Here is a 22320-nt window from a genome sequence, read left to right as displayed (position 1 = left end):
GAGGCGTTGTGGAACCGCACACCCTGACCTGGCCGCTGCGGGTGCTGCGCGTGTGCCTGCACCTGCTGATGGCGGGGCTGCTGGTGCTCGCCGCGGTGCGCGCCGCCGCTTCGGGGCTGCCGCGGGCGGGTTCGGTGGTCGCCGTCACCGCGGTGCTGGCCGCCGTCTACGCGGCCGGTCCGGCGCTGCCCGGGGTGACGCGGTCGGCCAAGGCCGCCGCCGGGTGGTTGGCGGTGCTGGTCGCGGTGTGGGTGGTGCTGCTGGTGCTGACGCCGGACGGGATCTGGGTCGCGTTCCCCCTGTTCTTCCTCCAGCTGCACCTGCTGCCGACCCGGTGGGGCCTGACCGCCGTCGCGGTCACCACGGTGCTGGCCGTCACGGGGTTCGCCTGGCACCAGCACGCGCTCACCGCCGCCGCCGTGATCGGGCCGACGCTGGGCGCTGCGGTGGCGGTCGCGACCGTGCTCGGCTACCAGGCCCTGTACGCCGAGAGCGAGCAGCGCCGCCGGCTGATCGAGCAGCTCACCGCGGCGCGGGCCGACCTGGCCGAGGCGGAGCACTCGGCCGGGGTGCTGGCGGAGCGGGAACGGCTAGCCCGCGAGATCCACGACACCCTCGCCCAAGGGCTGTCCAGCATCCAGCTGCTGCTGCGCGCCGCCGAACGGGCCTTGCCCGGACGTGCGGAGACGGCGGCCGGGCACGTGCGACTGGCCAGGGAGGAGACGCAGCGCAACCTCGCCGAGGCGCGCCGGTTCGTGCAGGCGCTGACCCCGCCCGACCTCGACGGAGGGTCGCTCGTGGCGGCGTTGCGGAGGCTGTGCGCGACCACCGCGGCGAACTCGGGGGTGGCGGTCCACTTCCACCTCGACGGCGAGCCGGGGGCGTTGCCCGTGCCCGACGAGGTGGCGTTGCTGCGGATCGCGCAGTCGGCGCTGGCGAACACGGTCCGGCACGCGCGCGCGAGCCGGGCCGAGGTCACCCTGTCCTACATGGACACCGGGGTCGCGCTGGACGTCGTGGACGACGGAGTGGGCTTCGACCCGGCCTCGCAGCCGCTCCCCGGCGGTGTCGGCGGCGGGTTCGGGTTGACCGCGATGCGCGCGCGGGTGCGGGCGCTCGGCGGCACGCTCAGCGTCGAGTCCGCACCCGGTCGCGGCACCGCGGTGGGAGTCGGGTTCGACCACGTCGAGCGGGACGGCGGGCCCCGGCCATGAGCACGACGATCCGGCTGCTGCTCGCCGACGACCACCCGGTCGTGCGCGCCGGGCTGCGCGCGGTGCTCGCCACCGAGGCCGATTTCGAGGTGGTCGCCGAGGCCCGCACTGCCGAGCAGGCCGTGCGGCTGGCCGCCGAGACCGGCGTGGACGTGGTGCTGATGGACCTCCAGTTCGGCTCCGGCATGCACGGCGCCGAGGCCACGGCGGCTATCACCGCCGTGCCGGGCGCACCGCGGGTGCTCGTGCTGACCACCTACGGCAGCGACGCCGACATCGTCGCCGCGATCGAGGCGGGCGCCACGGGCTACCTGCTCAAGGACGCCGCGCCGGAGGAGTTGGCCGCGGCCGTCCGCACCGCCGCGGCGGGCGGTTCCGCGTTGGCGCCCGACGTCGCCCACCGGCTGATGAACCGGCTGCGCGCACCGGGCTCGGCGTTGTCGGCCCGGGAGATCGAGGTGCTCGGCCTGGTCGCGGGCGGCCTGTCGAACGCCGAGATCGCGAGCAGGCTCTTCCTCAGCCAGGCCACGGTCAAGTCGCACCTGGTGCACGTCTACGGCAAGCTCGGCGTGGACTCCCGCACCGCCGCCGTCGCGACCGCGTACGACCGGGGGTTGCTCCGCCGGCCCTGAGCGGCCCGAACGGTGGCCTGCGCTGCCCGGTGCTTCGCGGTGCCGGTCACCGCACCTGGTGCGGCGCCGACCCGCCGCACTCGTACGATCGCCACGTGACAGGTGGAGGCAGGCGGTGACCGGGCTCGGCGAGCTGGAACGGGCCGCGATGGACGTCCTGTGGGACCGCGACGAGCCGGTCGCGGTGCGGGACGTCGTCCGCGCGCTCGCCGACCGCGACCTCGCCTACACGACCGTGATGACGGTGCTGAACCGGTTGGCGAAGAAGGGTTTCGTCCGCCGCGAGGCAGGCGAGGGCCGTGCCTGGTACTACACGCCGGTGGCCAGCCGCGAGCAGTACGTCGCGCGGCTGATGCTCGACGCGTTGTCGTTGACCGGCGACCGGGAGACGGCCCTGGCGCACTTCGCGCAGTCGATGACCGCACCCGAGGCGGAGGCGCTGAGCCAGGCGTTGGACGAGCGGTGAACGCCGCGCTGCACCTCGCGGCGACGTTCGTGCTGTGCGTGGCGGTGGCGGGACCGCTCGCCCGCGCCCGGTGGGTGTGGCGGGCGCCGCGCACCGGGATCCTGCTGTGGCAGCTGCTCGGCCTGTCGTGGGCGCTGTCCGCGGTCGGGCTGCTGCTCGCCCTCGGCCTCGCGCCCTACGACGCGCCCATCCCGGTGGCGTTGGGGCGGTGGGTGGACGACGCGGTGCGCGGCGACGTGACACCGCTCGCCGTGCTGGTCGTGCTCGGCCTGCTGTCCGCGTTGGACCTGGCGATCGGGCTGCTGTGGACGTGGGGCTCGGTGCTGCGGGTGCGGCGGCGGCACCGCGACGTGCTGGCACTCGTGGCCCGCCGTGACGACGCCGCGCCCGGCGCGTTCGTGCTCGACCACCCGCACGTGGTCGCCTACTGCGTGCCCGGCGCGCGGTCGGCCGTCGTGCTCAGCTCGGGCGCGCTGACCGCGTTGACCCGCGACCAGGTGGACGCCGTGCTCGGCCACGAGCACGCGCACGGGCGCGAGCGGCACGACCTGGTGCTGCTGCCGTTCAGCGCGTTGTGCTCGGTGCTGCCGAGGGTCCGCCTGGTGCGGTCGGTGGCGCGGGCGGTGGCGTTGCTGGTGGAGATGCGGGCCGACGAGAGCGCGAGCCTGCGCCACGGCGCCCAGCCCCTCGCCGCGGCACTGCGCAGGTTCGGCTCGGCGCGTCCGCCTGAGGGCGCCCTCGGCGCGGCCGACGTCGCGGTGGCGGCACGGCTGGTCCGACTGGCCGGGCTGCCACCGCTGCCCACCGCCCTGCGGTGGTCCGCCCTGGTCGGCGGCCTGGTGCTGGTCTCGACCCCGCTGAGCTTCCTGGTCCGGTGACCCTCTCCGACATCTACTACAACGCGTAGTGCTACGTTGCGTAGTAGTCCGCTCGGAGGGGTTTGTCGATGATCCAAGTCCTGGCGACCGCGTTGACGGTCGTCGCGTTGGCCGCCGCGGCCTGGGCGCTGGTGCTGGCCGTGCTCGACCACCCGATCACGTTGCGCACCAGGCCGACGCTCGGGTTGGCGGTGGTCGTCCTGCTGCTGGAGGCGGGCCTGCTGGTGCAGGCCGCGGTCGGGGTGGTGGCGATGCTCGGCTCGGACCGGGAGCTGGACCGGGCGACGTTCGTCGGCTACCTGGTCGGCGTGGCGGTCGTGCTGCCGCTCGGCGCGGTGTGGTCGGTGGCTGAGCGGTCCCGGTGGGGCGCTGGCGTGCTGACCGTGACCTGCCTGAGCGTGCCGGTGATGATCCTGCGGCTCGACCAGTTGTGGGCCGGCCATGGGTGACCGCCTCGCCGTGCCCGCCCTGCTCAGCGACTGGCTGTTCACCAGCGCGTTCGGCGTCTACATGCTCGCCGCCCTGCTCTGCTCGGCCGAGTACGCCCTGACCCGGCACGCGGCGAACCCGCCCGCGTTCGCCGTGCGGCTGGGGCGTTCGGGTGTCGCGTTGACCGTCCTGGGCGGACTGCTGCACCTGGGGTCGGTGGTGCTGCGCGGTGTGGCGACCGGCCGGGTGCCGTGGGGCAACATGTACGAGTACCTGTCGGCGGTCGGGTTGATCGCCGTCGTCGCGTGGCTGTACCTCGTGTCGCGGTACGACCTGCGCCGGATGTCGGTGTTCGTGCTGCTGCCGATCGCGTCGCTGCTGTTCGTGGCGGGCAACCGGCTCTACGCCGAGGCCGCGCCGCTCGTGCCGCCGCTGCGCTCGTACTGGATCATCATCCACGTCGCCGCGGCGATCATGGCCAGTGGCGTGTTCCTGCTGTCCGGCGTGGTCAGCGCACTGCACCTGGTCGGCTCGGGCGAGTTCGCCAGGAAGGGCGAGCCGAGCCGCCGGCTGCCGCCGGTCGAGCACCTGGACAAGATCGCGTACCGCACCGGCGCGGTCGGGTTCCTGACGCTGACGTTCGCGATCATCACCGGCGCGGTGTGGGCCGAGCAGGCGTGGGGCCGGTTCTGGGGGTGGGACCCGAAGGAGACGGTCGCCTTCGTCTCATGGGTCTGCTACGCCGCCTACCTGCACGCGCGGGCCACGGCGGGCTGGCGTGGCCGGCGCTCGGCGTGGCTCAACGTCATCGGCATGGTCGTGGTGCTGTTCAACCTGTTCTTCGTCAACCTGGTCGCGGTCGGCCTGCACTCCTACGCGGGCGTCGACTGAGCCGGACGGCGGAAGGCGGAGCGGTAGGCGTGGGGGTTGGTGCCGACGACCCGCTTGAACCGGTCCCGGAACGCGGTGGGCGAACCGAAGCCGACCCGTGCCGCGATCCGGTCCACCGGGTGGTCGGTGGCCTCCAGCAGGTGCTGCGCGCGGCGGATGCGCGTGCGGTGCAGCCACTGCAACGGCGTGGTGCCGGTCTGCTCGCGGAAGCGGCGGTTGAGGGTGCGGGTGCTCATGCCCGCGTGCGCGGCGATGTCGGCCAGGCCGAGGTCGCGCGCGCAGTTGTCCTCCATCCACCGCAGCACGGGTTCGAGCACGGAGCCGCGGGTCGTCGGCGGCTGCTCGTGCACGATGAACTGCGCCTGGCCGCCTTCGCGCTCCAGCGGCATCACCGACAGGCGGGCGGCGTCGGCGGCCACCGCGGAACCGTGGTCCTGGCGGATCAGGTGCAGGCACAGGTCCAGTCCGGCGGCGGCGCCGGCCGACGTGAGCAGCCGCCCGTTGTCGACGTAGAGGACGTCCGGGTCGACCTCGATCTCCGGGTGGCGTGCGGCCAGCGCGCCGGCCGCCGACCAGTGGGTCGTGGCACGCAGCCCGTCGAGCAGGCCGGTGGCCGCGAGGACGAACGCCCCGGCGCAGATCGACGCGAGCCGCGCGCCACTCGCGGCGGCGTTCCGGAGGGCGTCGAGCACCTCGTCCGGGATCGGCGCGGTCGCGTCGGCGCAGCCGGGCACGATCACGGTGTCCGCGTCGGCCAGCGCGTCCAGTCCCCACGGCGGCTGGAGGGTGAACGCGCCCGCGTCGACCGTCGGCGTGGCGCCGCAGACCAGCACGCGGTAGGCGGGCTCGCCGTCGGGCAGGCGGGTGCGGGTGAACACCTCGATCGGCGTGGACAGGTCGAACGGGACGACGTGGTCGAGGGCGAGGACGGCCACCGTGCGCATGGTGGCACCGTAGCGCCGGCCGGTGCGACCCCGGCGAACCACTTCGGGGCGGTTAGACGTCCGCCAGGCGGAGGCGTTCGGCCGACTGCGCGCGGACGGCGTCACCCGACACCGGAACGCTGCCGTGCAGTGCCTCCCAACGGGCGTTGTGCGCCGCCTGCCAGAGGCTCGCCGCCCACGCGACCTCCAGCTCCTCCGCGGTGAACCGGCGTCCCCGGCGGTCCTGGTAGGCGTCCAGGAACGCGGCGGAGCTCTCGACCGGGGCCAGCGTCGGCGGCGAGGCGTGCACGAACGAGCCGCACGCCGCGCCCACCAGCGCCGCCTCCGGCTGCCACGCCAGGCTGTCCCAGTCGTGCACGGCCCACACCTCCCCGTCCCGCCAGCGGAGGTTCTGCCCCTCGTAGTCGGCGTGCCCCAGCACGCGCGGCAGGTCGGCGGCCAGGAGCCGCTTGCGCACCCGGGCCGCCGTGTCGACGACGTGCTCGGGCACGGCGGTCTGGTCCCGGTCGTCCAGCAGGGGGATCGCCGGCCACAGCCCCGGATCCGCGTGGTCCCACCGCGCCCAGCGCGGGTTCGGCAGCGGCGGCGGGACGGTCGCGCCGGCCAGGTCGGCCATCAGCCGGGCGAACACCTCCGCGTAGCGCACGGCGACGTCCGGCGAGTCGCCCGCCAGCGGCTCACCGCCGGGCAGGTACTCCTCGGCGTGCACCGCGAGCGTGCCGACGGTGTCCGCGGGCGTGAGCGGCCGAGCGCACGGGAAACCCCGCCCCGCCAGCCATGCCTGCGCGGCGACGCACGACGCGGCACGGCCCTCGTCCTCGCGCGCCTTCACCACGACGTCCCGCCCACCGGCCAACCGCAGCCCGAACACCGTCGACATCTGCCGCACCGCGAACAGCACGTCCACCGGCTCGTCGCCCAACCGGTCCGCGCACCAGGCCGGCAACCAGTCCGGCAGGCCGTCCGACATCACGACGACCACTGTGCCAGGCGGGGGCTTGCCCGCGTGTCCTGGATCACCTACCGTCGAGTAAAGATGAAGACGTTTCGCGTATGGCGAACCGGATCGGGTCGGGGAGTGCGGATGCGGGTCTCGCGACGGTCGTTGGCGGCAACGGCGCTGGTCGGCGCGCTGGTCGTGGTGGGGCTGCCGGTCGCGGACGCCGCGCCGCAGCCGTACCTGGTCGGCCGGGGCATCTCCGACGTCACCGGCCCCGCCGCCGAGAACGGGATGATGGGCTACTCGGCGTTCGACCAGAAGACCACCGGCATCCACCAGCGGCAGCGCTCACGCGCGTACGTCGTGGTAGACCAGGCCACCGGCAAGCGCGTCGCGTACGTCAACGCGGACCTGGCGATGATCTTCCGGGCGGTGCAGGAAGCGGTGCTGGCCAAGCTCCAGGCCCGGTACGGCTCGCTCTACACCCGCGAGAACGTGCTGTTGTCCGCCACCCACACGCACGCCGGGCCCGGCGGCTACTCGCACAACCTCGCCTACAACCTGTCGATCCTGGGCATGCAGCCGCAGACGCTGGCCGCGATCACCGACGGCATCACGGAGTCGGTCGTGCGCGCCCACGAAGACCTCAAACCCGGTGAGCTGACCCTGGGGCGCGGCGAGCTGACCGACGCCAGCGTGAACCGCTCCCGGGTCGCGTTCGAGCGCAACCCCGACAAGGGCCACTTCCCGCAGGCGATCGACCCCGCCATGACGGTGCTGAAGTTCCGCCAGAACGGCGCGGACGTCGGCGCGATCAGCTGGTTCGCCACCCACAACACGTCGATGACCAACAAGAACACGCTGATCAGCCCGGACAACAAGGGCTACGCCTCCTACCAGTGGGAGCACGACGACCGGGGCGTGCGGTACCTGGAGGACCGGCCCGGGTTCGTCGCCGCGTTCCCCAACACCAACGCGGGCGACATGTCGCCGAACCTGAACCTGCGCCCCGGCTCCGGCCCGACCGAGGACGAGGTGGAGAACACCCGGATCATCGGCGAGCGGCAGAACCGCAAGGCGCAGCAGGTGTTCGCGGGCCCGCAGACGCCGGTCACCGGCGCGGTGGACTACCGGATGCGGTTCGTGGACATGGCCGCGGTGACCGTCGACGGCCGCTACACCACCGACGGGCGACCGGGCACCACGTGCCCCGGCGTGGTCGGCGCGTCCACCATGGCGGGCAGCGTCGAGGACGGCCCGGCGATCCCCGGCTTCAGCGAGGGCATGACCAGCCCGTGGAAGGCGCTGTTCGAGCCCTTGGACGTCGAGGTGCCGCAGTGGCTGCGGGACTGCCAGTACCCGAAGGCGTCGCTGGTGCCGACCGGCCTGGTGCAGGCCACGCCGAACGTGCTGCCGCTGCAGATCGTGAAGATCGGGCCGCTGCACCTGGTCGCCGTGCCCGGCGAGGTGACGATCGTGGCCGGCCTGCGGATCCGGCGCGCGGTGGCCGCCGAGGCGGGCGTGCCGCTGGAGAACGTGCTGGTGCAGGGCTACGCCAACGACTACAGCCAGTACGTGACCACCCCGGAGGAGTACGACCTCCAGCAGTACGAGGGCGGCTCGACCCTGTTCGGCCGCAACACCCTGCCCGCCTACCAGCAGGAGTTCGCCGCGCTCGCCGCGTCGCTGCGCGCCGGCACGCCGCTCGCGCCCGGCCCCACGCCCACCAAGCCGCCGTTCACCGAGCTCAACCTCCAGACCGGAGTGGTGTTCGACGACAAGGCCCCGTGGCACTCCTTCGGCCAGGTGCTGACCCAACCCGCCACCGCCTACGCCCCCGGCCAGACCGCCACGGCGGTGTTCGTGACCGGGCACCCGAAGAACAACCTCCGCCGCAACGGCACGTTCCTGGAGGTGCAGCGCCTCGTCGACGGCACCTGGACCAGGCACGCGGACGACGGCGACTGGTCCACCCGCTACCGCTGGCAGCGTGACGGCGTGGCCAACTCGAACGCCACGGTCACGTGGACGATCCCGGCCGACACCCCCTCGGGCACTTACCGCATCGTCCACCACGGCGACTGGAAGAGCGGCTGGACCGGCGCGATCACCCCGTTCAGCGGCGCCACGAGGACGTTCACCGTCAGCTAGCCCTCGCGGTCCAGGGGGCCCCACGTCGTGGCGGCATGCTCCTCGACCAGGCGCTCGCACTCCGTGAGCACGTCATCCGTGATCCACCCGATCGGGTGGCGGCATTCCACCAGGGGCTCGTTGTCCGGGCCGCGACCGACCTCGGTGCCCTCCAGGATCCACGGTCGGGTGCCCGGCCCGCGGCGTTCCCGCAGGTGGCGGTAGTCGTGCAGGCGCCGGGCCACCCAGAGCCGCAGGGGTCTGTCGCCCCACCAGGGTTCGACCGCCAGCGCGTTGGCGGACAGGCCGGGCAGCCGCACGCCGCTCAACCCGTCCCGGCTGCGCCGGTCGCTGTCCGCCTCCGGGCCGCGCGACCAGCGCACGTACAGCTCGCGGGCGGGCGCGCGGTCCTCGACCAGGGCGACCAGGTCGGCGAGATCGGTGAAGGTGCGCATGCGCCGGGGTTACCGCGGGGACGGAGGTTCGAACACGGAATGCCCGGGTATCAGCTAGAGCATGACGGAAGCGACCACGACCGCCCGCCACTCGCTGTGGTCCGAGGCGATACCGCACGGCCGGTTCCCGGCGCTCACCGGCGAGACGGCGGTGGACGTGGCGGTGGTCGGCGGTGGCATCACGGGTATCACCACGGCGTTGCTGCTCAAGCGCGCGGGCCTGCGGGTCGTGGTGGTGGAGGCCGACCGGGTCGGCAGCGGCGTCAGCGGCAACAACACCGCCAAGGTGACCGCCCTGCAGTCCACTGTGTACTCGACCATCGAGCGCAAGCACAACGCCGAGGCCGCGGCCGACTACGCCTCCGGCAACGCCGCCGCCGTCGACCGGGTCGCCGCGCTGGTGTCCGAGGTGGGGATCGACTGCGACCTGCGCCGGATGCCCGCCTACACGTTCGCGTTCGACGAGCAGGGCCTCGACGCGGTCGAGAAGGAGGCCGAGGCCGCCGTGAAGGCGGGATTGCCGGTGTCGCGCGACCGCGGCGAGCTGATGGGCGTGCCGTTCCCGGTCGCGGGCGCGGTGCGGCTGGACGACCAGCTGGCGATCCACCCGGTGAAGTACGTGCGCGGCCTCGCGAAGGCCGTGGACGGCGACGGGTCGCGGGTCTACGAGGCGAGCCGGGTGCTCCGCATCGAGGACGGCACGCCGTGCCGCGTCCACACCGAGGAGGGCACCGTCGTCGCCGAGCGCGTGGTGATCGCCACGCACTACCCGATCCTGGACCGCGGCCTGTACTTCGCGCGGCTGGAGCCGGTGCGCTCCTACTGCGTCGCGATCCGGTTGGCGTCGGGCACACCGCCGACGGGCCTGGGCATCAGCGCGGGCGGCACCACGTGGTCGCTGGCGAGGTCCGGCGACCTGCTGATCGTCGCCGGGCGCAGCCACGCCGCCGGGACGTCGCCGGGCGAGCCGTACGAGGAGCTGACCAAGTTCGCCGCCGAGCACTGGGACATCGCCGAGGTCACCCACCGCTGGTCCGCGCAGGACCCGACGTCCTACGACAACCTGCCGATGATCGGCCCCTACGTCCCGGGCTCGTCCACCTTGTACGGCGCGACCGGGTTCATGAAGTGGGGCCTGAGCAACGGCACCATGGCCGCGGAACTGCTGACCGACCTGATCGTGGGCCGGGAGAACCCGCTGGCGTCGCGGTTCAGCCCGCACCGGCTGACCCTGGGCGCCACGCCGAAGCTGGCGGCGCTGAACGCGAAGGTGGCCGTCGACCTGGTCGGCGACCGGCTGAAGTCCGCCGAGGTCGACTCGGTCGCGGACGTGCCGGTCGGCGAGGCGCGGGTGGTGCGCGACGGCACGGGCAAGGCCGGGGTGTACCGCGACGAGGCGGGCGGCGTGCACGGCGTGTCCCTGCGCTGCACGCACCTGGGCTGCCTGGTGCGGTTCAACCCCGCCGAACGCAGCTGGGACTGCCCGTGCCACGGGTCCCGGTTCGACGTGGACGGCGCCGTGCTGGAAGGCCCGGCGACCAAGCCGCTGCCGCGCCGCGATCCCGCCTGATGACGGTGGGCGTCGAGGAGGAGTTCCTCCTCGTGGACCCGTCGACGCGCCGTCCCGCGGCACGGGCGGCGGACGTGCTGGCACGCGTGCGCGACCTGCCGCCGGGCGCGAAGGCCCACCTGGAACTCAGCGCCGTGCAGGTGGAGTTCGCCACCGGTGTGTGCGGCGACCTGGACGAGCTGCGCGAGCAGCTGGCGGCCGGTCGGCGTGAGTTGGCCGACGCGGCTCACGCCGAGGGGTTGTGGCTGGTCGCGTCGGGGTCGCCGCCGTTGGCCGACCCACGGCCGGCGTTGAGCGCGGGGGAGAGGTTCGAGCGGGTCGGGTCGACCTACCGCGCCCAGGTGGAGGGCTACCAGTGCTGCGGCTGTCACGTGCACGTCGGCGTGCCGGACCGGGAAACGGCCGTGCACGTGGTCAACCACCTGCGGCGATGGCTGCCGACGCTGCTGGCGCTCGGCGGCAACTCGCCGTTCGACCGGGATCGCGACACCGGCTACGCGAGTTGGCGGATGATGGACCAGGCGCGGTTCCCCGGCTCGGGCGTGCCGCCGTTCTGCCGCACGGCCGCCGAGCACGACGCGAGCGTGGCCCGACTGGTGGCCAGTGGCGCGCTGGTGGACGCGAGCCAGACGTTCTGGCTGGCCAGGCCGTCACCGCGGTACCCGACCGTCGAGGTCCGGGCCGCCGACACCGCGGCCACGGTGGACGACGCCGTGCTCCAAGCGGGCCTGACCAGGGCACTCGTCGACACGGCCCGCACCGCGGGAGCCGCGCCCGAGCTGGACGACCAGGTGCTGGCGGCGGCCGTGTGGTCGGCGGCGCGGCACGGGCTGTCCGGCCCGGGGGTCGACCCGGTCACCGCACGTCAGGTGCCCGCCGTCGAGCTGGTGGAGGCGTTGCTGGAGCACGTGTCCGACGCGCTGGGCGACGACCGCGACCTCGTCCGCGCACTGGTGCGCGACGTGCTCGACCGGGGAACGGGCGCGCAACGGCAGCTGAGGGCGGGATCACCCGAGGCCGCCGTGGAGATGCTCGCGTGCACCCCGACCGGAGCGGGTAGTCCACGGTCATGACCACTGTGGACCCTGCCCTCGACCGAGCGGTGCTGCCCGCGCCGCGCGGCCCCCTGTCCGCCGCCGTCCTGGACGCCCTGCGCGGCGACCCGCCGGCGGCCGGCCTGCCGTCGCGCGTGTCGGCCGAACCGTACGGCGAAGACCTGCAACTGGCCCTGCACGTGTGCTACGAGCTGCACTACCAGGGCTTCGCGGACGTGTCGGACGCCTGGGAGTGGGACCCGGGGCTGTTGGGCTTCCGCGCCGTGTTGGAACAGGTGTTCCTGGATGCGCTGCGGGCCGACGTGCCCGGTGGCGAGGACATCGGCGGTGTGCTGGACGAGCTGCTGGTGGAGCCGGTCGACGGCGCGGGCGTGAGCCACTTCCTCAAGGACGAGGGGGAGTGGTGGCACATGCGCGAGTACCTGGCGTTGCGCTCGATCTACCACCTGAAGGAGGCGGACCCGCACGCGTGGGTGATCCCGCGCCTGCGCGGTGCGGCGAAGGCGGCGCTGGTGGCCGTCGAGTTCGACGAGTTCGGTGGCGGGCGCGGCGACCGCATGCACTCGCGGTTGTTCGCCGACCTGCTCGCGGGCGCCGGGCTGGACAACGGCTACCTGCGGTACCTGGAGCACGCTCCCGCGGTGATGCTGGCGACGGTCAACCTGATGTCGTTGTGCGGGCTGCACCGGTCGTTGCGCGGCGCGCTGGTGGGGCACTTCGCCGCCGCCGAGATCACCACCGCGCCCAGCGCCACCCGCATGGCGAAGGCGTTGGCACGGCTGGACGCGCACCCGGACTGCGTGGAGTTCTTCACCGAGCACATCGAGGCGGACGCGGTGCACGAGCAGGTGATGCGGCGGGACGTGATCGGCGACCTGCTGGCCCGCGAGCCCGAGCTGACCGCGTCGGTGGTGTTCGGCGTGCAGGCCACGGAACTGCTCGAACAACGGCTCGGCGACCACCTGCTCGGCGCGTGGGAAGAGGGGCAGACGGCGTTGCGCCTGCCCCTCTGAAGCACCTCGGTCAACGTCGTTTGCGGTGGCTCGTGTCGCACAGCGGGTAACGCTTGCTGCGGCGGCACGCGCACACCGCGACGACGAACCGGTCCGAGCACACCACCTCGCCGTCCTCCAGCCGCAGTTCGACCGGTCCCTCCACCAGGATCGGCCCACCGGGCACGACCGTCACCACCCGGGCGTCACGCGGCGTCGGCACGGATCACCACCAGTTCCTCGTGCTCCTGGCCGTGGTCGATGAGCCCGCGCCGGGCCAACCACTCCGCCCGCCCGCGCATCACCGGCCCGAACGCGACCGTGCGGCGGGCCACCACCGACGCCTTCAGGCCACCGCCGCGCAACTGCCTCAGGGTGACGTCCGGATCGCACAGCCCGGAGTGCACCACGAGCCCCATGCCCTTGTCCGCCAACAACAACGGCATCACCGCGCACAGCCGGTCGAGCACGGAACGGCCGTTCGCACCGGCGTCCCAGGCACGCGCGGGCCCGCGGTCCGGCAAGCCCTCGCTGGGGACGTACGGCGGGTTGGCCGTGATCACGTCGTACTCGCCGTGCCCGACCAGGTCGCCGAAGTCGCCGTGCCGCACGCGCACCGACGTGCCGCGCAACCGGGCGTTGACCCAGGCGGCGAGCAAGGCGCGTCTGCTCACGTCCACCACCGTGATCTCACGTGCGCCCGCCAGTTTCGACGCGACCGCGAGCGCGCCGGTGCCGGTGCACACGTCGAGCACCCGGCCGCCACTCGGTATGCCGGCCTCCGCCAAGGCCTCGGCCATCAACCACGTGTCTTCCTGGGGCCGGTAGACGCCCGGCGGCCTCAACAACCACATAGGACTGTTATTCCCGGCCCCTGCGTCGACAAACGGGGAGGTATGGACCGCTCGAAACGGGGAATCCCAGTGACCCGGCGACGACGCAGGGAGGTCGGATGGGCGCGGTGAAGGTGACCCGTGCGGTGGCCCGCGAACAGGTGCTCGTGGCGCTGCTCGGCATCCCGCGCCTGCTGGCCCACCCGGCGTGGCGCGCCGTCGACCGCGACGAGGGACGCGGGCTCGGCGTGCTGCTCGTGCCGGGCTTCGGCTTCGGCGACTGGAGCCTGCGACTGGCCAGGACCTGGCTGAGCAAGCGGGGTTACGCGCCGATCGGCGCCCGGATCGGGATGAACGTCGGCTGCACGTCGGAGTTGGTCGACCGGTTGGAGCGCAGGCTGGAGAAGCACGCCGAGGCGACCGGCGGGCGGGTGGTGCTGCTCGGGCAGAGCCGCGGCGGTGGCCTGGCCAGGCTGGTGTCGGTGCGCAGGCCGGAACTCGTGCGCGGGCTCGTCATGCTCGCCAGCCCGGTGCTGGACCAACTCGGCGCGCACCCCAGCGTGATGCGGGTGGCGCGGACGATGGCGCGGTTGTCGAGTGCCGGCGTTCCGGGCCTGCTGGACCAGGACTGCTTCGCGGGCACGTGCTACGACACCAACTCCGCGGCCATGGCGCAGCCGTTGAAGGTGCCCGCCATCGCCGTGTTCTCCCGCAACGACCTCATCGCGCCCTGGGAGCTGTGCGCCGACCCGTGCGCGGACTGCGTCGAGGTGAACAGCACGCACACCGGCATGGGCCTCGACCCCGAGGTGTACCGGCTCCTCGCGCCGCGACTGGCCGAGTGGGCGCGGAGCCGGGAGCGGGTGTCGGCGGCGAGCTGACCGCGAACCCCCGCCCGGCGATCGGGTGCGCCGGGGACCGTGAGAAGATCGAAAAGGCGGGTGGGGGTGACGGCGGCGCGGTTCTCCGGCGGAGACGGTCTGGTGGTCCCGGTGCCCGCGATCATGGTCCCCGTCCGAAGGTGAGCACGTCATCGAACCGTCGTCGCGCTTGGAGGCGTTCGGGAACCAGCTCGTGCAGGCGCACATCGCGCTGCGCGAGCGGCTGGAGGCGTTGAGCAACGGCCTGGCCGACGGCGCGCAGGTCACCGACCTGTGGTCGCACTGCCTGTCGTTCTGCGCCGCGCTGGAGCGGCACCACACCGCGGAGGACGACGGCGTGTTCCCCGTGCTGGCCCGGGAGCACCCGGAGCTGCGGCCGGTGCTCGACGAGCTGGGCCGCGACCACCGGATCGTGTCGGACGCGTTGGCCGCGCTGGGGAAGCTCGGCGACGTCGAGCCCGAGGTGTTGCAGCGCGAGCTGGCCGGCGTGGCCGCGTTGATGGAAACGCACTTCACCTACGAAGAGCGCAAGATCGCGGACGTGCTGTCGGCGTTGACCGGGCGGCTCGGTGAGGCCGACGCGGAGCTGATCACGCGCGCCACCACCGGCTATGACGCGTAAGTGCCCTTAATAGCTTCAGTGTTGACTGAAAGGTCACTCGTCCCGTGACGAATGTTTCGTGATCATTCACTCGGACGTGTGATCTTTCGTGCGATCCTGCCTGCGCGCGGCAACCCTGCGCCGCGCTCGGGAGGAGACATCCAATCGTGCGACCACGACCCCTGCTGAACCCCCTCGCCGTTGTCGTTTCCGTCGTCGCCGTCGCGGCGGCCCTGCTGATTCCCACCGCTGCCGCTGGCGCCACGCCGATCACCGTCGCCCAGGCCGTCGGCCGGCAGGACGGCGCCTCCGCGACCGTGCGCGGCTACGTCGTCGGGCAGCCCACCGCCACCAACACCGTGGTGCGGTCGAACTTCCCGTCCGACTACGCGTTGGCGCTGGCCGACTCGCCGACCCAGACGAGCACGAGCCAGATGCTGTACGTGCAGATCACGTCGGCGTTCCGGGCCCAGTGGGGCCTGCGGACCAACCCCGGCCTGCTCGGCGCGCGGATCGACGTCACCGGTCCGCTGACCGCGTACTTCTCGCACGCGGGCCTCACGTCGCCGACCGCGTTCGCCCACGCCGGCACCTCGCCGACGTCCACCACCACCCAGCCGACCACCACGTCCACGACGGCTCCCGGCGGCGGCTACGACGACACGTACTACCGCAACGCGCTCGGCAAGACCGGCTCGTCGTTGAAGACGGCGTTGAACGGGATCATCCGGACCAACACCAAGCTGTCCTACGACCAGGTGTGGGAGGCGTTGAAGGTCACCGACCAGGACCCCGGCAACAGCGCCAACGTGATCCTGCTCTACACCGGGCGTTCGCAGAGCAAGACCGCCAACGGCGGTGACCCCGACGACTGGAACCGCGAGCACGTCTGGGCCAAGTCCCACGGCGACTTCGGCACCGCGACCGGTCCGGGCACCGACATCCACCACCTGCGGCCGACGGACGTGTCGGTGAACGCCGAGCGGGGCAACAAGGACTTCGACCTGGGCGGTTCGGCGGTCGGCGAGGCTCCCGGCAACTACACCGACGCCGACTCGTGGGAGCCGCGCAACGCGGTGAAGGGCGACGTCGCGCGGATGTTGTTCTACATGGCGGTGCGGTACGAGGGCGGCGACGGCTACCCGAACCTGGAGATGAACGACAACGTCAACAACGGCACCGCGCCGTACCACGGCAGGTTGTCGGTCCTCCTGCGGTGGCACGCGCAGGACCCGCCGGACGCGTTCGAGAAGCGTCGCAACCAGGTGATCTACGACCGCTACCAGCGCAACCGCAACCCGTTCATCGACCACCCCGAGTGGGCGACGTCGATCTGGGGCTAGGTCCGCGCCCGATGAACGCCCGGTCCCGACTCCTCGGTGGAGGTCGGGGCCGGGCGTTCGCGCGTCGGCGGCCGGTAGATCACCCGATCCGGTGTTGACCACTCACGCCTCCTCTGTTCGAATGAACGCATCGCTTGTTCGATCAGAGGGGGAGTCATGCGTGCCGGGATCACGATCCTGCCGGAGTACCGCTGGGCCGAGGCGAAGCCGCGGTGGTTGGCGGCGGAGGCGTACGGGTTCGCCCACGCGTGGACGTTCGACCACCTGGGCTGGGGTCCGCTGGTCGACCACACGTGGTTCGGCTCGGTGCCCACGTTGAGCGCGGCGGCGGTGGCGACGTCGCGGATCGAGCTGGGGTTCATGGTCGCGTCGCCGAACTTCCGCCACCCGCTGCCGTTCGCGCGTGACGTGATGGCGTTGGACGACCTGTCGGACGGCAGGCTCGCCGTGGGCGTCGGCGCGGGCGGGGTGGGCGGCTACGACGTCGAGGTGTTCGGCGGCACGACCAAGGCCGCGAGCCCGGCGCGCCGGTACGAGGAGTTCGTCGAGTTGTTGGACGCCTTGCTGACCAAGGATCGGGTCGACTACTCGGGCGAGTACTACAGGGCCGTGGGTGCCCGGAACGCTCCCGGCTGCGTGCAACGGCCTCGTACGCCGTTCATCCTGGCGGCGAACGGTCCGAGAGCGCTGGCGTTGGCCGCGAAGCACGGCGAGGGGTGGGTGACCGTGGGTTCGGCTCGGGATTCGCTGGACTCGTGGTGGAAGTCGTTGGCCGAGCTGTCGGCGCGGTTCGACGAGGCGCTGGCCGCCGAGTCGCGGGACCGGGCGTCGGTCCGCCGCTTCCTCCAGACCGACGCCGCGCCGGTGTTCTCGCTGTCGAGCGTCGAGTGCTACCGCGACTTCCTGGGCCGTGCGGACGACCTGGGCTTCACCGACGTGCTGGTGCCGTGGCCGAGAGCGGACGGCCCGTTCGCCGGCGACGAGGCGATCGTGGAAACGGTGGCCGCCGAGGTGCTGCCGACGTTGTCCTGACGGGCCGGCGGGTCGGACTCTCGCTCGGCGCGGAAGCCGCCAGTTCGCGGGAGCTGTGACCCTCGTCGGCGATGCTCGGCAGCCCTGGCCGTCCGTCGGCAGCTCGGTTCCGCCTAACCGGGCTTCGCCGATGTGCTGGCGCCGTGGCCGGAAGCGGACGGCCGTTCTCCAGTCAGGATCCTGGACACCGTGGCCGCCGACGTGCTGCCCACGTTGTCCCGACGTGCCAGCCGGCGGGATCGGAGTCGCGTTCGGTGCGGAAGCCGCCAGTTCGCGGGAGCTGTGACCGCGTTGGCGACGATCAGCAGCCCTGGCCGTCGGTCGACAGGTCGGTTCCGCCTAACCGGGCTTCACCGATGTGTTGGTGCCGACGTTGTCCTGACGTGCTGGCAGGTGGGATCGGAGCCTGGTTCGGTGCGGAAGCCCGCCAGTTCGTGGGAGCCGTGGCCTTGGCGATGATCAGCAGCCTTGGTCGTCCGTCGACAGCTCGGTTCCGCCGCCCCGAACCGCAGCACCCGCTCGACCACCGGCGTCACTGTCGAAGGCGGCGACAGTCCCCGGCCAACCAGGCGAGTGCCGCGTCTGAACGCCGAGCCAAAAGGTCGTGCCCGAAGCCTCCGGGCAGCCGGAGCGAAGTCGAGGACCCTGCGGTAGCAGGTGTGCGTGCCTTCGAGTCGGCCTGCCGCAGAGGTCGGCTGCGTTGTCCGGGCCGTGGGCAAGCCGTTCAGAGGTCCGTGCACGCGTCGGCGATCGCGGTGTGGATCGTGGTCAGGTCGGACGGCTCCGTGCGCCAGTTGCTGAAGGCCGCACGGAGGGCGGGCTGTCCCTTGTAGACGGTGGGGGTGAGGAAGGTCGCGCCGCTCGACGCGATGCGGCGGGCGACTTCGGCGACGCGGTCCGGGGTCGGTGAGTCGGTGAGAGTGAAGCACACGACGTTGAGCCGGACCGGCGCCAGGAGGCGTACGCCGGGGGTGTCCGCGAGCAGGTCGCCGAGGCGGTGGGCGAGGTCGACGGTGCGTTCGACGATCCGGCGGTGGCCGTCCTGCCCGTAGGCGGTGAGGGTGAACCAGGTCGCCAGGGCGCGCAGGCGGCGGGAGTTCTCCGGGGTGAGGTGGACGAAGTCCGGGTCCTCCGTCGGCAGGCCGAGGTACGCGGCGGAGTTGCGGAAGACCTCGACCTGGAGGTCGCGGCGGCGGGTGAACTGGACGGCCGCGTCGTAGGGCACGTTGAGCCACTTGTGGAGGTCGACGCAGATCGAGTCGGCGTCGGCGAGGCCGTCGACGAGGTGGGTGAAGGCGGGGGAGAGGGCCGCGAAGCCGCCGAACGCGGCGTCGACGTGCAGCCAGAACGGTGTGCGCGACCGCAGTTCGACCAGTGCGCGGAGGTCGTCGAAGTCGGCGGTGTTCACGGTTCCGGCGTTCGCGACCACGATGGCGGGCGTGCCGTCGAGTTCGGCGGCCAGCTGCGCGACGTCGATCGCCTCGCGGTCGGGCAGGGTGGGGATCAGGCGCAGGCTGTCCCGGCCCAGTCCGAGCATCGACAGCGCCTTGTAGGTGCTGGAGTGCGGCGCACCCGAGTACACCTTGACGGGGCCGAGCGCGGTGACGCCCGACTCGGCCACCGACACCCCGGCCCGCTCACCCAGCCATTCCCGACCGAGGGCGAGCCCGACGAAGTTCGACATCGTCGCCCCGGTGACGAAAGCCCCGGTGTGGACGTCGCCGAGCCCGAACATCGACGCCAACCACCGCACGGTCTCCCGTTCCAACGCGGACGCGGAGGACCCGTCCGACGCGGCCGGGTTCTGGTCGAACACCGCCGCCAACCAGTCACCCGCGATGCCCGCCGGCGTACTGCCGCCAGTGACGAACCCCAGGTAACGGGGCCCGGCGGACGCGGAGAACCCGGGCGCCCACCGGCGGGCGAACAGGTCCAGCGCGCCCGCGAACCCCGTCCCCGACACCGGCAGCGGATCGCTCGCGGGCGTCACCTCGCCTACGGGCACGACGGGTCGGTCGGGCAGGGCGGCCAGGATCGACGCCGCGTAACGGGTCGTCGCGTCGAGCACGTCCGCCGTGACCGCCGCGTCCGGCAGGTCGGCCGGCTCCGGTGATCCGGGCCCGGCCGTCACGTCCTCCACCACGCAAACCTCCAGTCGACGAAAGGGGCAGCCCGAAGCTTAAGGACCGGCCACCGCCGACGTCCCAGTCCACTTCGCCGAAACTGGACGTCCCGCCCGGTCGCGAAGCGCTTCCGTCGAGCCGTCAGCCGTGGGACTCGCCAGGTCACGGTCCCGTCGGCCCGTTCGCCATCCCTGACCCCACCCTGAAGCCGTCCCCTGGGTGGCTGGTCCGGTTACTCGCCGTAGGTCCACTGTGGACCGCACTCAGGCGCCACCCCGGCAGCATCTCACCGTCCGTAGTCGGCTGTCTGTTGCCGTTCGAGCTCCGCCGGATCTGCCGTCGGCGGGCGCGGGCGGGCGCTCGTCCGTGCGGTGGTGTGCCTGCCGTGGCCGCCCTGTTGCGGGTTCGTCACGGACTGCGTCTGAAATTTCTCTTAACTCATAGGAAAGTCCGGTGAGCGTCGCTCGAACTCGTGAATTCGGACGGTGGTCGGATCACCGACACCCACTCGTTCCGCCCGTCCGATGACCGTCCGGATGAACTACCGCCGAAGATCGCAACCTGCCCGAGTGGTGTTCGGTTCAACTACTGCTCGGTGCTCTGGGTGACTGTTAGCTTCCGGACAGCGATTACGTCTAGTGAGGAGGCAATGGGTGAAGCGCTTGTTCGGCGTGGTGCTCAGCGCGCTCGCCGCGGCCGTCGTGCTGGTCCCGGTGAGCCCGGCCGCGCAGGCGGCCACCGGTCGGGTGGTCGTGTTCTCCGTCGAGGTCACTCCACTGAAGACCTACGACGACCCCGAAGGCTGCCAGTCGCTGCCGGCAGGAGCGCACGTGCTCGCCAACCTGACCGACGGCGCCGTCACGATCTACGGCGATCCGACGTGCTTCGCGCCCCTGGTCACGGTGGAAAAGGGTTACGGCACGCACGTGCCCGTGCACGGCGCGAGCTTCAAGGCCTGACCGCCGTGGTGGTCAACCCCAACCGATGTGGAGAGGGCGCAGGTGTCCTTCGATCTGGTCGTGGTCGGAGTCGGCTACGTAGGGCTGCCGCTGGCGGCGGCGGCGACCGCCGCGGGTCTGACGGTGGCGGGCTACGACACCGACCCGGACGTGGTGCGCACGCTCACCGAGGGCCGTTCGCACGTGCTGGACGTGTCGCACACCGAGTTGGGCGCCATGCGCGCCGGCGGCTTCACCCCCACCACCGATCCGGCCGTGATCACGGGCGCCGACACCGTGGTGATCTGCGTGCCCACCGGTCTGGCGCCTGACGGGCGACCCGACCTCGACGCGGTCCGCGCCGCCGCCGAGACCGTCTCCGACCACCTGCGCCCCGGCACCCTCGTGATCCTGGAGTCCACGAGCTTCCCCGGCACCACCGACGAGGTGGTGCGGCCGATCCTGGAGCGGCACGGCCTCGTGGCCGGTGAGGACTTCCCGCTCGGCTACTCGCCGGAACGCATCGACCCCGGCAACCGCACGTTCGGCATCAGCAACACGCCCAAGGTCGTCAGCGGTCACACCCCGTTGTGCACCAAGCACTGCGCCACCTTCTACAGCCGGTTCGTCGACTCCGTCGTGGTGGCCCGCGGCACCCGCGAGGCCGAGATGGCGAAGCTGCTGGAGAACACCTACCGGTACGTGAACATCGCGCTGGTCAACGAGATCGCGGTGTTCTGCGACCAGCTCGGGGTGGACGTGTGGGACGTGCTGCACTGCGCGGCCACCAAGCCGTTCGGCTTCCAGCCGTTCACCCCCGGACCTGGCGTCGGCGGTCACTGCATCCCCGTCGACCCCCGCTACCTGCTGGACAAGGCCCGTCGTGAGGGCGCGCGGCTGGGCGTGGTGGAAGCGGCCCGGCGGGTCGACTCGGCGATGCCGTCCTACGTCGTCGAACGGGCGGTGCGGCTGCTGAACCGCGCGGGCGTGCCCGTCGCCGGTGCGCGGATACTCCTGCTGGGCGTGTCGTACAAGGCGGACGTGCCGGACACCAGGGAGTCCGCCGCGTTCCGGATCGCCGACGAGCTCAGGGCGCTCGGCGTCGACGTGACCTACCACGACCCGGTCGCGGGTGAGGTGCCCGCGCTCGGGCCGTCCGCCGCCGACCTGGACTCCGCGCTGCGCGCGAGCGACGCCACCGTGCTGCTCGTCGCGCACAGCGGTTACGACCTCGGCCACCTGGCCAGGAACTCGCGGCGGCTGCTGGACGTCACGGGCAGCGTGCCGGGAGGGGAGGTCATGCGCCTTTGAGCGCCCCGTGATCGGGGAGCCGGTCCGCGGACCGGGAGCAGCACGTCAGGTTTCGCAGAATCTTTGAGGAGTGTCCGAATGGTCATGTCCACGGCGGTCAAGAGCGATCGGCTCAAGAAGCGCTTCGAGAAGTGGGACGTCAACGGCAACGGCAGCATCGAGAAGTCCGATTACGAGGCCGAGGCCAGTCGCATCATCGAGGCGTTCGGCGAGGACAAGTCGTCACCGCAGGCGCGGGCGCTGATCGACGCCTACATCTCCATGTACGAGTTCCTGGCTACCAAGGCCGGTGTGGGCGCGGACGGCTCGATGACCGAGGAGCAGTTCCTCAGCGTGGTCGAGGCGCAGGTGTTCGCCGAGGGTGACGCCGGGTTCAACCGGGTGATCCGGCCGACGGTCGCGGCCATGGTGGGCCTGTGCGACACCGACGGCGACGGCGAGGTGAGCCCGCCGGAGTTCCACAAGTGGCTGGACGCCATCGGGGTGGACCCCGCGTCGGCGGTCGAGGCCTTCCGGACCATCGACTCCAACGGCAACGGGACGCTGACCGTGGACGAGCTGGTGGCCGCGGTGCGCGCCTACCACTTCGGCACCTTGGACGTGCCGCTCCTCGGTCACTGAGCCGACGAGCACGACGGCGCCCCGGGAGGATCTCCCGGGGC

At 72.3% G+C, this 22320-nt stretch carries 23 protein-coding genes; 17 read left to right on the top strand and 6 right to left on the bottom strand.

Translation table 11 applies throughout. The annotated features are described in order from the left end of the window. The first annotated feature begins 8 nt into the window (after positions 1–8). The 6 genes from AB0I91_RS13225 (at position 9) to ccsB (ending at position 4510) form a co-directional block, all read left to right on the top strand. The gene (locus tag AB0I91_RS13225) at positions 9–1214 is read left to right on the top strand and encodes a sensor histidine kinase (protein ID WP_498779021.1); all 1206 of its coding nucleotides are present in this window, start codon (positions 9–11) and stop codon (positions 1212–1214) included. Continuing rightward, positions 1211–1846, top strand: coding sequence for a response regulator (locus tag AB0I91_RS13220; RefSeq protein WP_499617998.1), 636 nt, complete (start codon positions 1211–1213; stop codon positions 1844–1846). The genes AB0I91_RS13225 and AB0I91_RS13220 overlap by 4 nt, the downstream gene beginning before the upstream one ends. 148 nt (positions 1847–1994) lie before the next feature. Then, positions 1995–2312, top strand: coding sequence for a BlaI/MecI/CopY family transcriptional regulator (locus AB0I91_RS13215; protein ID WP_230568554.1), 318 nt, complete (start codon positions 1995–1997; stop codon positions 2310–2312). Continuing rightward, positions 2309–3190 carry a M56 family metallopeptidase gene (locus AB0I91_RS13210; protein WP_498779019.1) on the top strand — a complete coding sequence of 294 codons (882 nt, stop codon included), beginning with the start codon at positions 2309–2311 and terminating at the stop codon, positions 3188–3190. Before AB0I91_RS13215 ends, AB0I91_RS13210 begins: the two co-directional genes overlap by 4 nt. 68 nt (positions 3191–3258) lie before the next feature. Next, positions 3259–3639 carry a hypothetical protein gene (locus tag AB0I91_RS13205; RefSeq protein WP_499618000.1) on the top strand — a complete coding sequence of 127 codons (381 nt, stop codon included), beginning with the start codon at positions 3259–3261 and terminating at the stop codon, positions 3637–3639. After that, positions 3632–4510 (top strand): c-type cytochrome biogenesis protein CcsB, encoded by an 879-nt coding sequence (gene ccsB, locus AB0I91_RS13200; RefSeq protein ID WP_499618001.1) that lies wholly within the window; start codon positions 3632–3634, stop codon positions 4508–4510. The genes AB0I91_RS13205 and ccsB overlap by 8 nt, the downstream gene beginning before the upstream one ends. Here ccsB and AB0I91_RS13195 read toward each other — a convergent pair. Continuing rightward, on the bottom strand, positions 4492–5454 hold the full coding sequence (locus AB0I91_RS13195) for a GlxA family transcriptional regulator (RefSeq protein ID WP_498779013.1): 963 nt from the start codon (positions 5452–5454) through the stop codon (positions 4492–4494). The genes ccsB and AB0I91_RS13195 overlap by 19 nt on opposite strands. A gap of 52 nt (positions 5455–5506) precedes the next feature. Further along, positions 5507–6427, bottom strand: coding sequence for a phosphotransferase enzyme family protein (locus AB0I91_RS13190; protein WP_499618002.1), 921 nt, complete (start codon positions 6425–6427; stop codon positions 5507–5509). 111 nt (positions 6428–6538) lie between these two features. On the opposite strand from AB0I91_RS13190, the gene AB0I91_RS13185 reads away from it, so the two are divergent. Continuing rightward, complete coding sequence (locus AB0I91_RS13185; protein WP_499618003.1) at positions 6539–8545, top strand: neutral/alkaline ceramidase; 2007 nt, start codon at positions 6539–6541, stop codon at positions 8543–8545. On the opposite strand, the gene AB0I91_RS13180 is transcribed toward AB0I91_RS13185, so the two are convergent. Further along, entirely contained in the window at positions 8542–8979 is a 438-nt protein-coding gene (locus tag AB0I91_RS13180; RefSeq protein ID WP_499636884.1) for a DUF6098 family protein, read from the bottom strand. The two genes, AB0I91_RS13185 and AB0I91_RS13180, sit on opposite strands and share 4 nt — an antisense overlap. Positions 8980–9040: 61 nt before the next feature. Here AB0I91_RS13180 and AB0I91_RS13175 point away from each other — a divergent pair, with 61 nt between their 5' ends. Genes AB0I91_RS13175 through AB0I91_RS13165 form a run of 3 tightly spaced genes read left to right on the top strand, consistent with a single transcriptional unit; the run spans position 9041 to position 12617 of the window. Continuing rightward, a complete protein-coding gene (locus AB0I91_RS13175; protein ID WP_498779006.1) occupies positions 9041–10549 on the top strand; it encodes an FAD-dependent oxidoreductase in 1509 nt (502 codons plus the stop codon). After that, positions 10549–11622: a carboxylate-amine ligase gene (locus AB0I91_RS13170; protein WP_499636882.1), complete on the top strand. Its 1074-nt coding sequence runs from the start codon at positions 10549–10551 to the stop codon at positions 11620–11622. Before AB0I91_RS13175 ends, AB0I91_RS13170 begins: the two co-directional genes overlap by 1 nt. Beyond that, positions 11619–12617: an iron-containing redox enzyme family protein gene (locus AB0I91_RS13165; RefSeq protein ID WP_499636880.1), complete on the top strand. Its 999-nt coding sequence runs from the start codon at positions 11619–11621 to the stop codon at positions 12615–12617. The genes AB0I91_RS13170 and AB0I91_RS13165 overlap by 4 nt, the downstream gene beginning before the upstream one ends. 10 nt (positions 12618–12627) lie before the next feature. Here AB0I91_RS13165 and AB0I91_RS13160 read toward each other — a convergent pair whose 3' ends face one another. Further along, positions 12628–12819, bottom strand: a complete 192-nt coding sequence (locus AB0I91_RS13160; protein WP_498779001.1) for a CDGSH iron-sulfur domain-containing protein — start codon at positions 12817–12819, stop codon at positions 12628–12630. Beyond that, positions 12803–13450 (bottom strand): HemK2/MTQ2 family protein methyltransferase, encoded by a 648-nt coding sequence (locus AB0I91_RS13155; RefSeq protein ID WP_499636878.1) that lies wholly within the window; start codon positions 13448–13450, stop codon positions 12803–12805. The genes AB0I91_RS13160 and AB0I91_RS13155 overlap by 17 nt, the downstream gene beginning before the upstream one ends. Before the next feature lie 98 nt (positions 13451–13548). Between AB0I91_RS13155 and AB0I91_RS13150 the strand changes: the two genes are divergently transcribed. The 4 genes from AB0I91_RS13150 to AB0I91_RS13135 all read left to right on the top strand — a co-directional run bounded on the left by AB0I91_RS13150 (position 13549) and on the right by AB0I91_RS13135 (position 17286). Then, a complete protein-coding gene (locus AB0I91_RS13150; RefSeq protein ID WP_499618006.1) occupies positions 13549–14310 on the top strand; it encodes an alpha/beta fold hydrolase in 762 nt (253 codons plus the stop codon). A 169-nt stretch (positions 14311–14479) separates the two neighbouring features. Continuing rightward, positions 14480–14932, top strand: coding sequence for a hemerythrin domain-containing protein (locus tag AB0I91_RS13145; RefSeq protein ID WP_499618007.1), 453 nt, complete (start codon positions 14480–14482; stop codon positions 14930–14932). A gap of 146 nt (positions 14933–15078) precedes the next feature. Further along, a complete protein-coding gene (locus tag AB0I91_RS13140; RefSeq protein WP_499636876.1) occupies positions 15079–16254 on the top strand; it encodes an endonuclease in 1176 nt (391 codons plus the stop codon). A gap of 156 nt (positions 16255–16410) precedes the next feature. Then, positions 16411–17286 (top strand): LLM class flavin-dependent oxidoreductase, encoded by an 876-nt coding sequence (locus tag AB0I91_RS13135; protein WP_498778995.1) that lies wholly within the window; start codon positions 16411–16413, stop codon positions 17284–17286. Between the two features lie 724 nt (positions 17287–18010). Here AB0I91_RS13135 and AB0I91_RS13130 read toward each other — a convergent pair. Next, entirely contained in the window at positions 18011–19426 is a 1416-nt protein-coding gene (locus AB0I91_RS13130) for a pyridoxal phosphate-dependent decarboxylase family protein (RefSeq protein WP_499636874.1), read from the bottom strand. A 636-nt stretch (positions 19427–20062) separates the two neighbouring features. Here AB0I91_RS13130 and AB0I91_RS13125 point away from each other — a divergent pair. The 3 genes from AB0I91_RS13125 to AB0I91_RS13115 all read left to right on the top strand — a co-directional run bounded on the left by AB0I91_RS13125 (position 20063) and on the right by AB0I91_RS13115 (position 22279). Beyond that, positions 20063–20368 carry a hypothetical protein gene (locus AB0I91_RS13125; RefSeq protein ID WP_498778992.1) on the top strand — a complete coding sequence of 102 codons (306 nt, stop codon included), beginning with the start codon at positions 20063–20065 and terminating at the stop codon, positions 20366–20368. Positions 20369–20410: 42 nt separating this feature from the next. Then, on the top strand, positions 20411–21658 hold the full coding sequence (locus AB0I91_RS13120; protein ID WP_499636872.1) for a nucleotide sugar dehydrogenase: 1248 nt from the start codon (positions 20411–20413) through the stop codon (positions 21656–21658). A 78-nt stretch (positions 21659–21736) separates the two neighbouring features. Beyond that, complete coding sequence (locus AB0I91_RS13115; RefSeq protein WP_499618010.1) at positions 21737–22279, top strand: EF-hand domain-containing protein; 543 nt, start codon at positions 21737–21739, stop codon at positions 22277–22279. Positions 22280–22320: the final 41 nt, after the last annotated feature.

The sequence above is a fragment of the Actinosynnema sp. NPDC049800 genome (assembly GCF_040656635.1).
Taxonomy (GTDB): domain Bacteria; phylum Actinomycetota; class Actinomycetes; order Mycobacteriales; family Pseudonocardiaceae; genus Actinosynnema.
The sequence above is the reverse complement of the archived record's forward strand: the minus strand, read 5'-3'. Positions and strand labels throughout refer to the sequence as shown.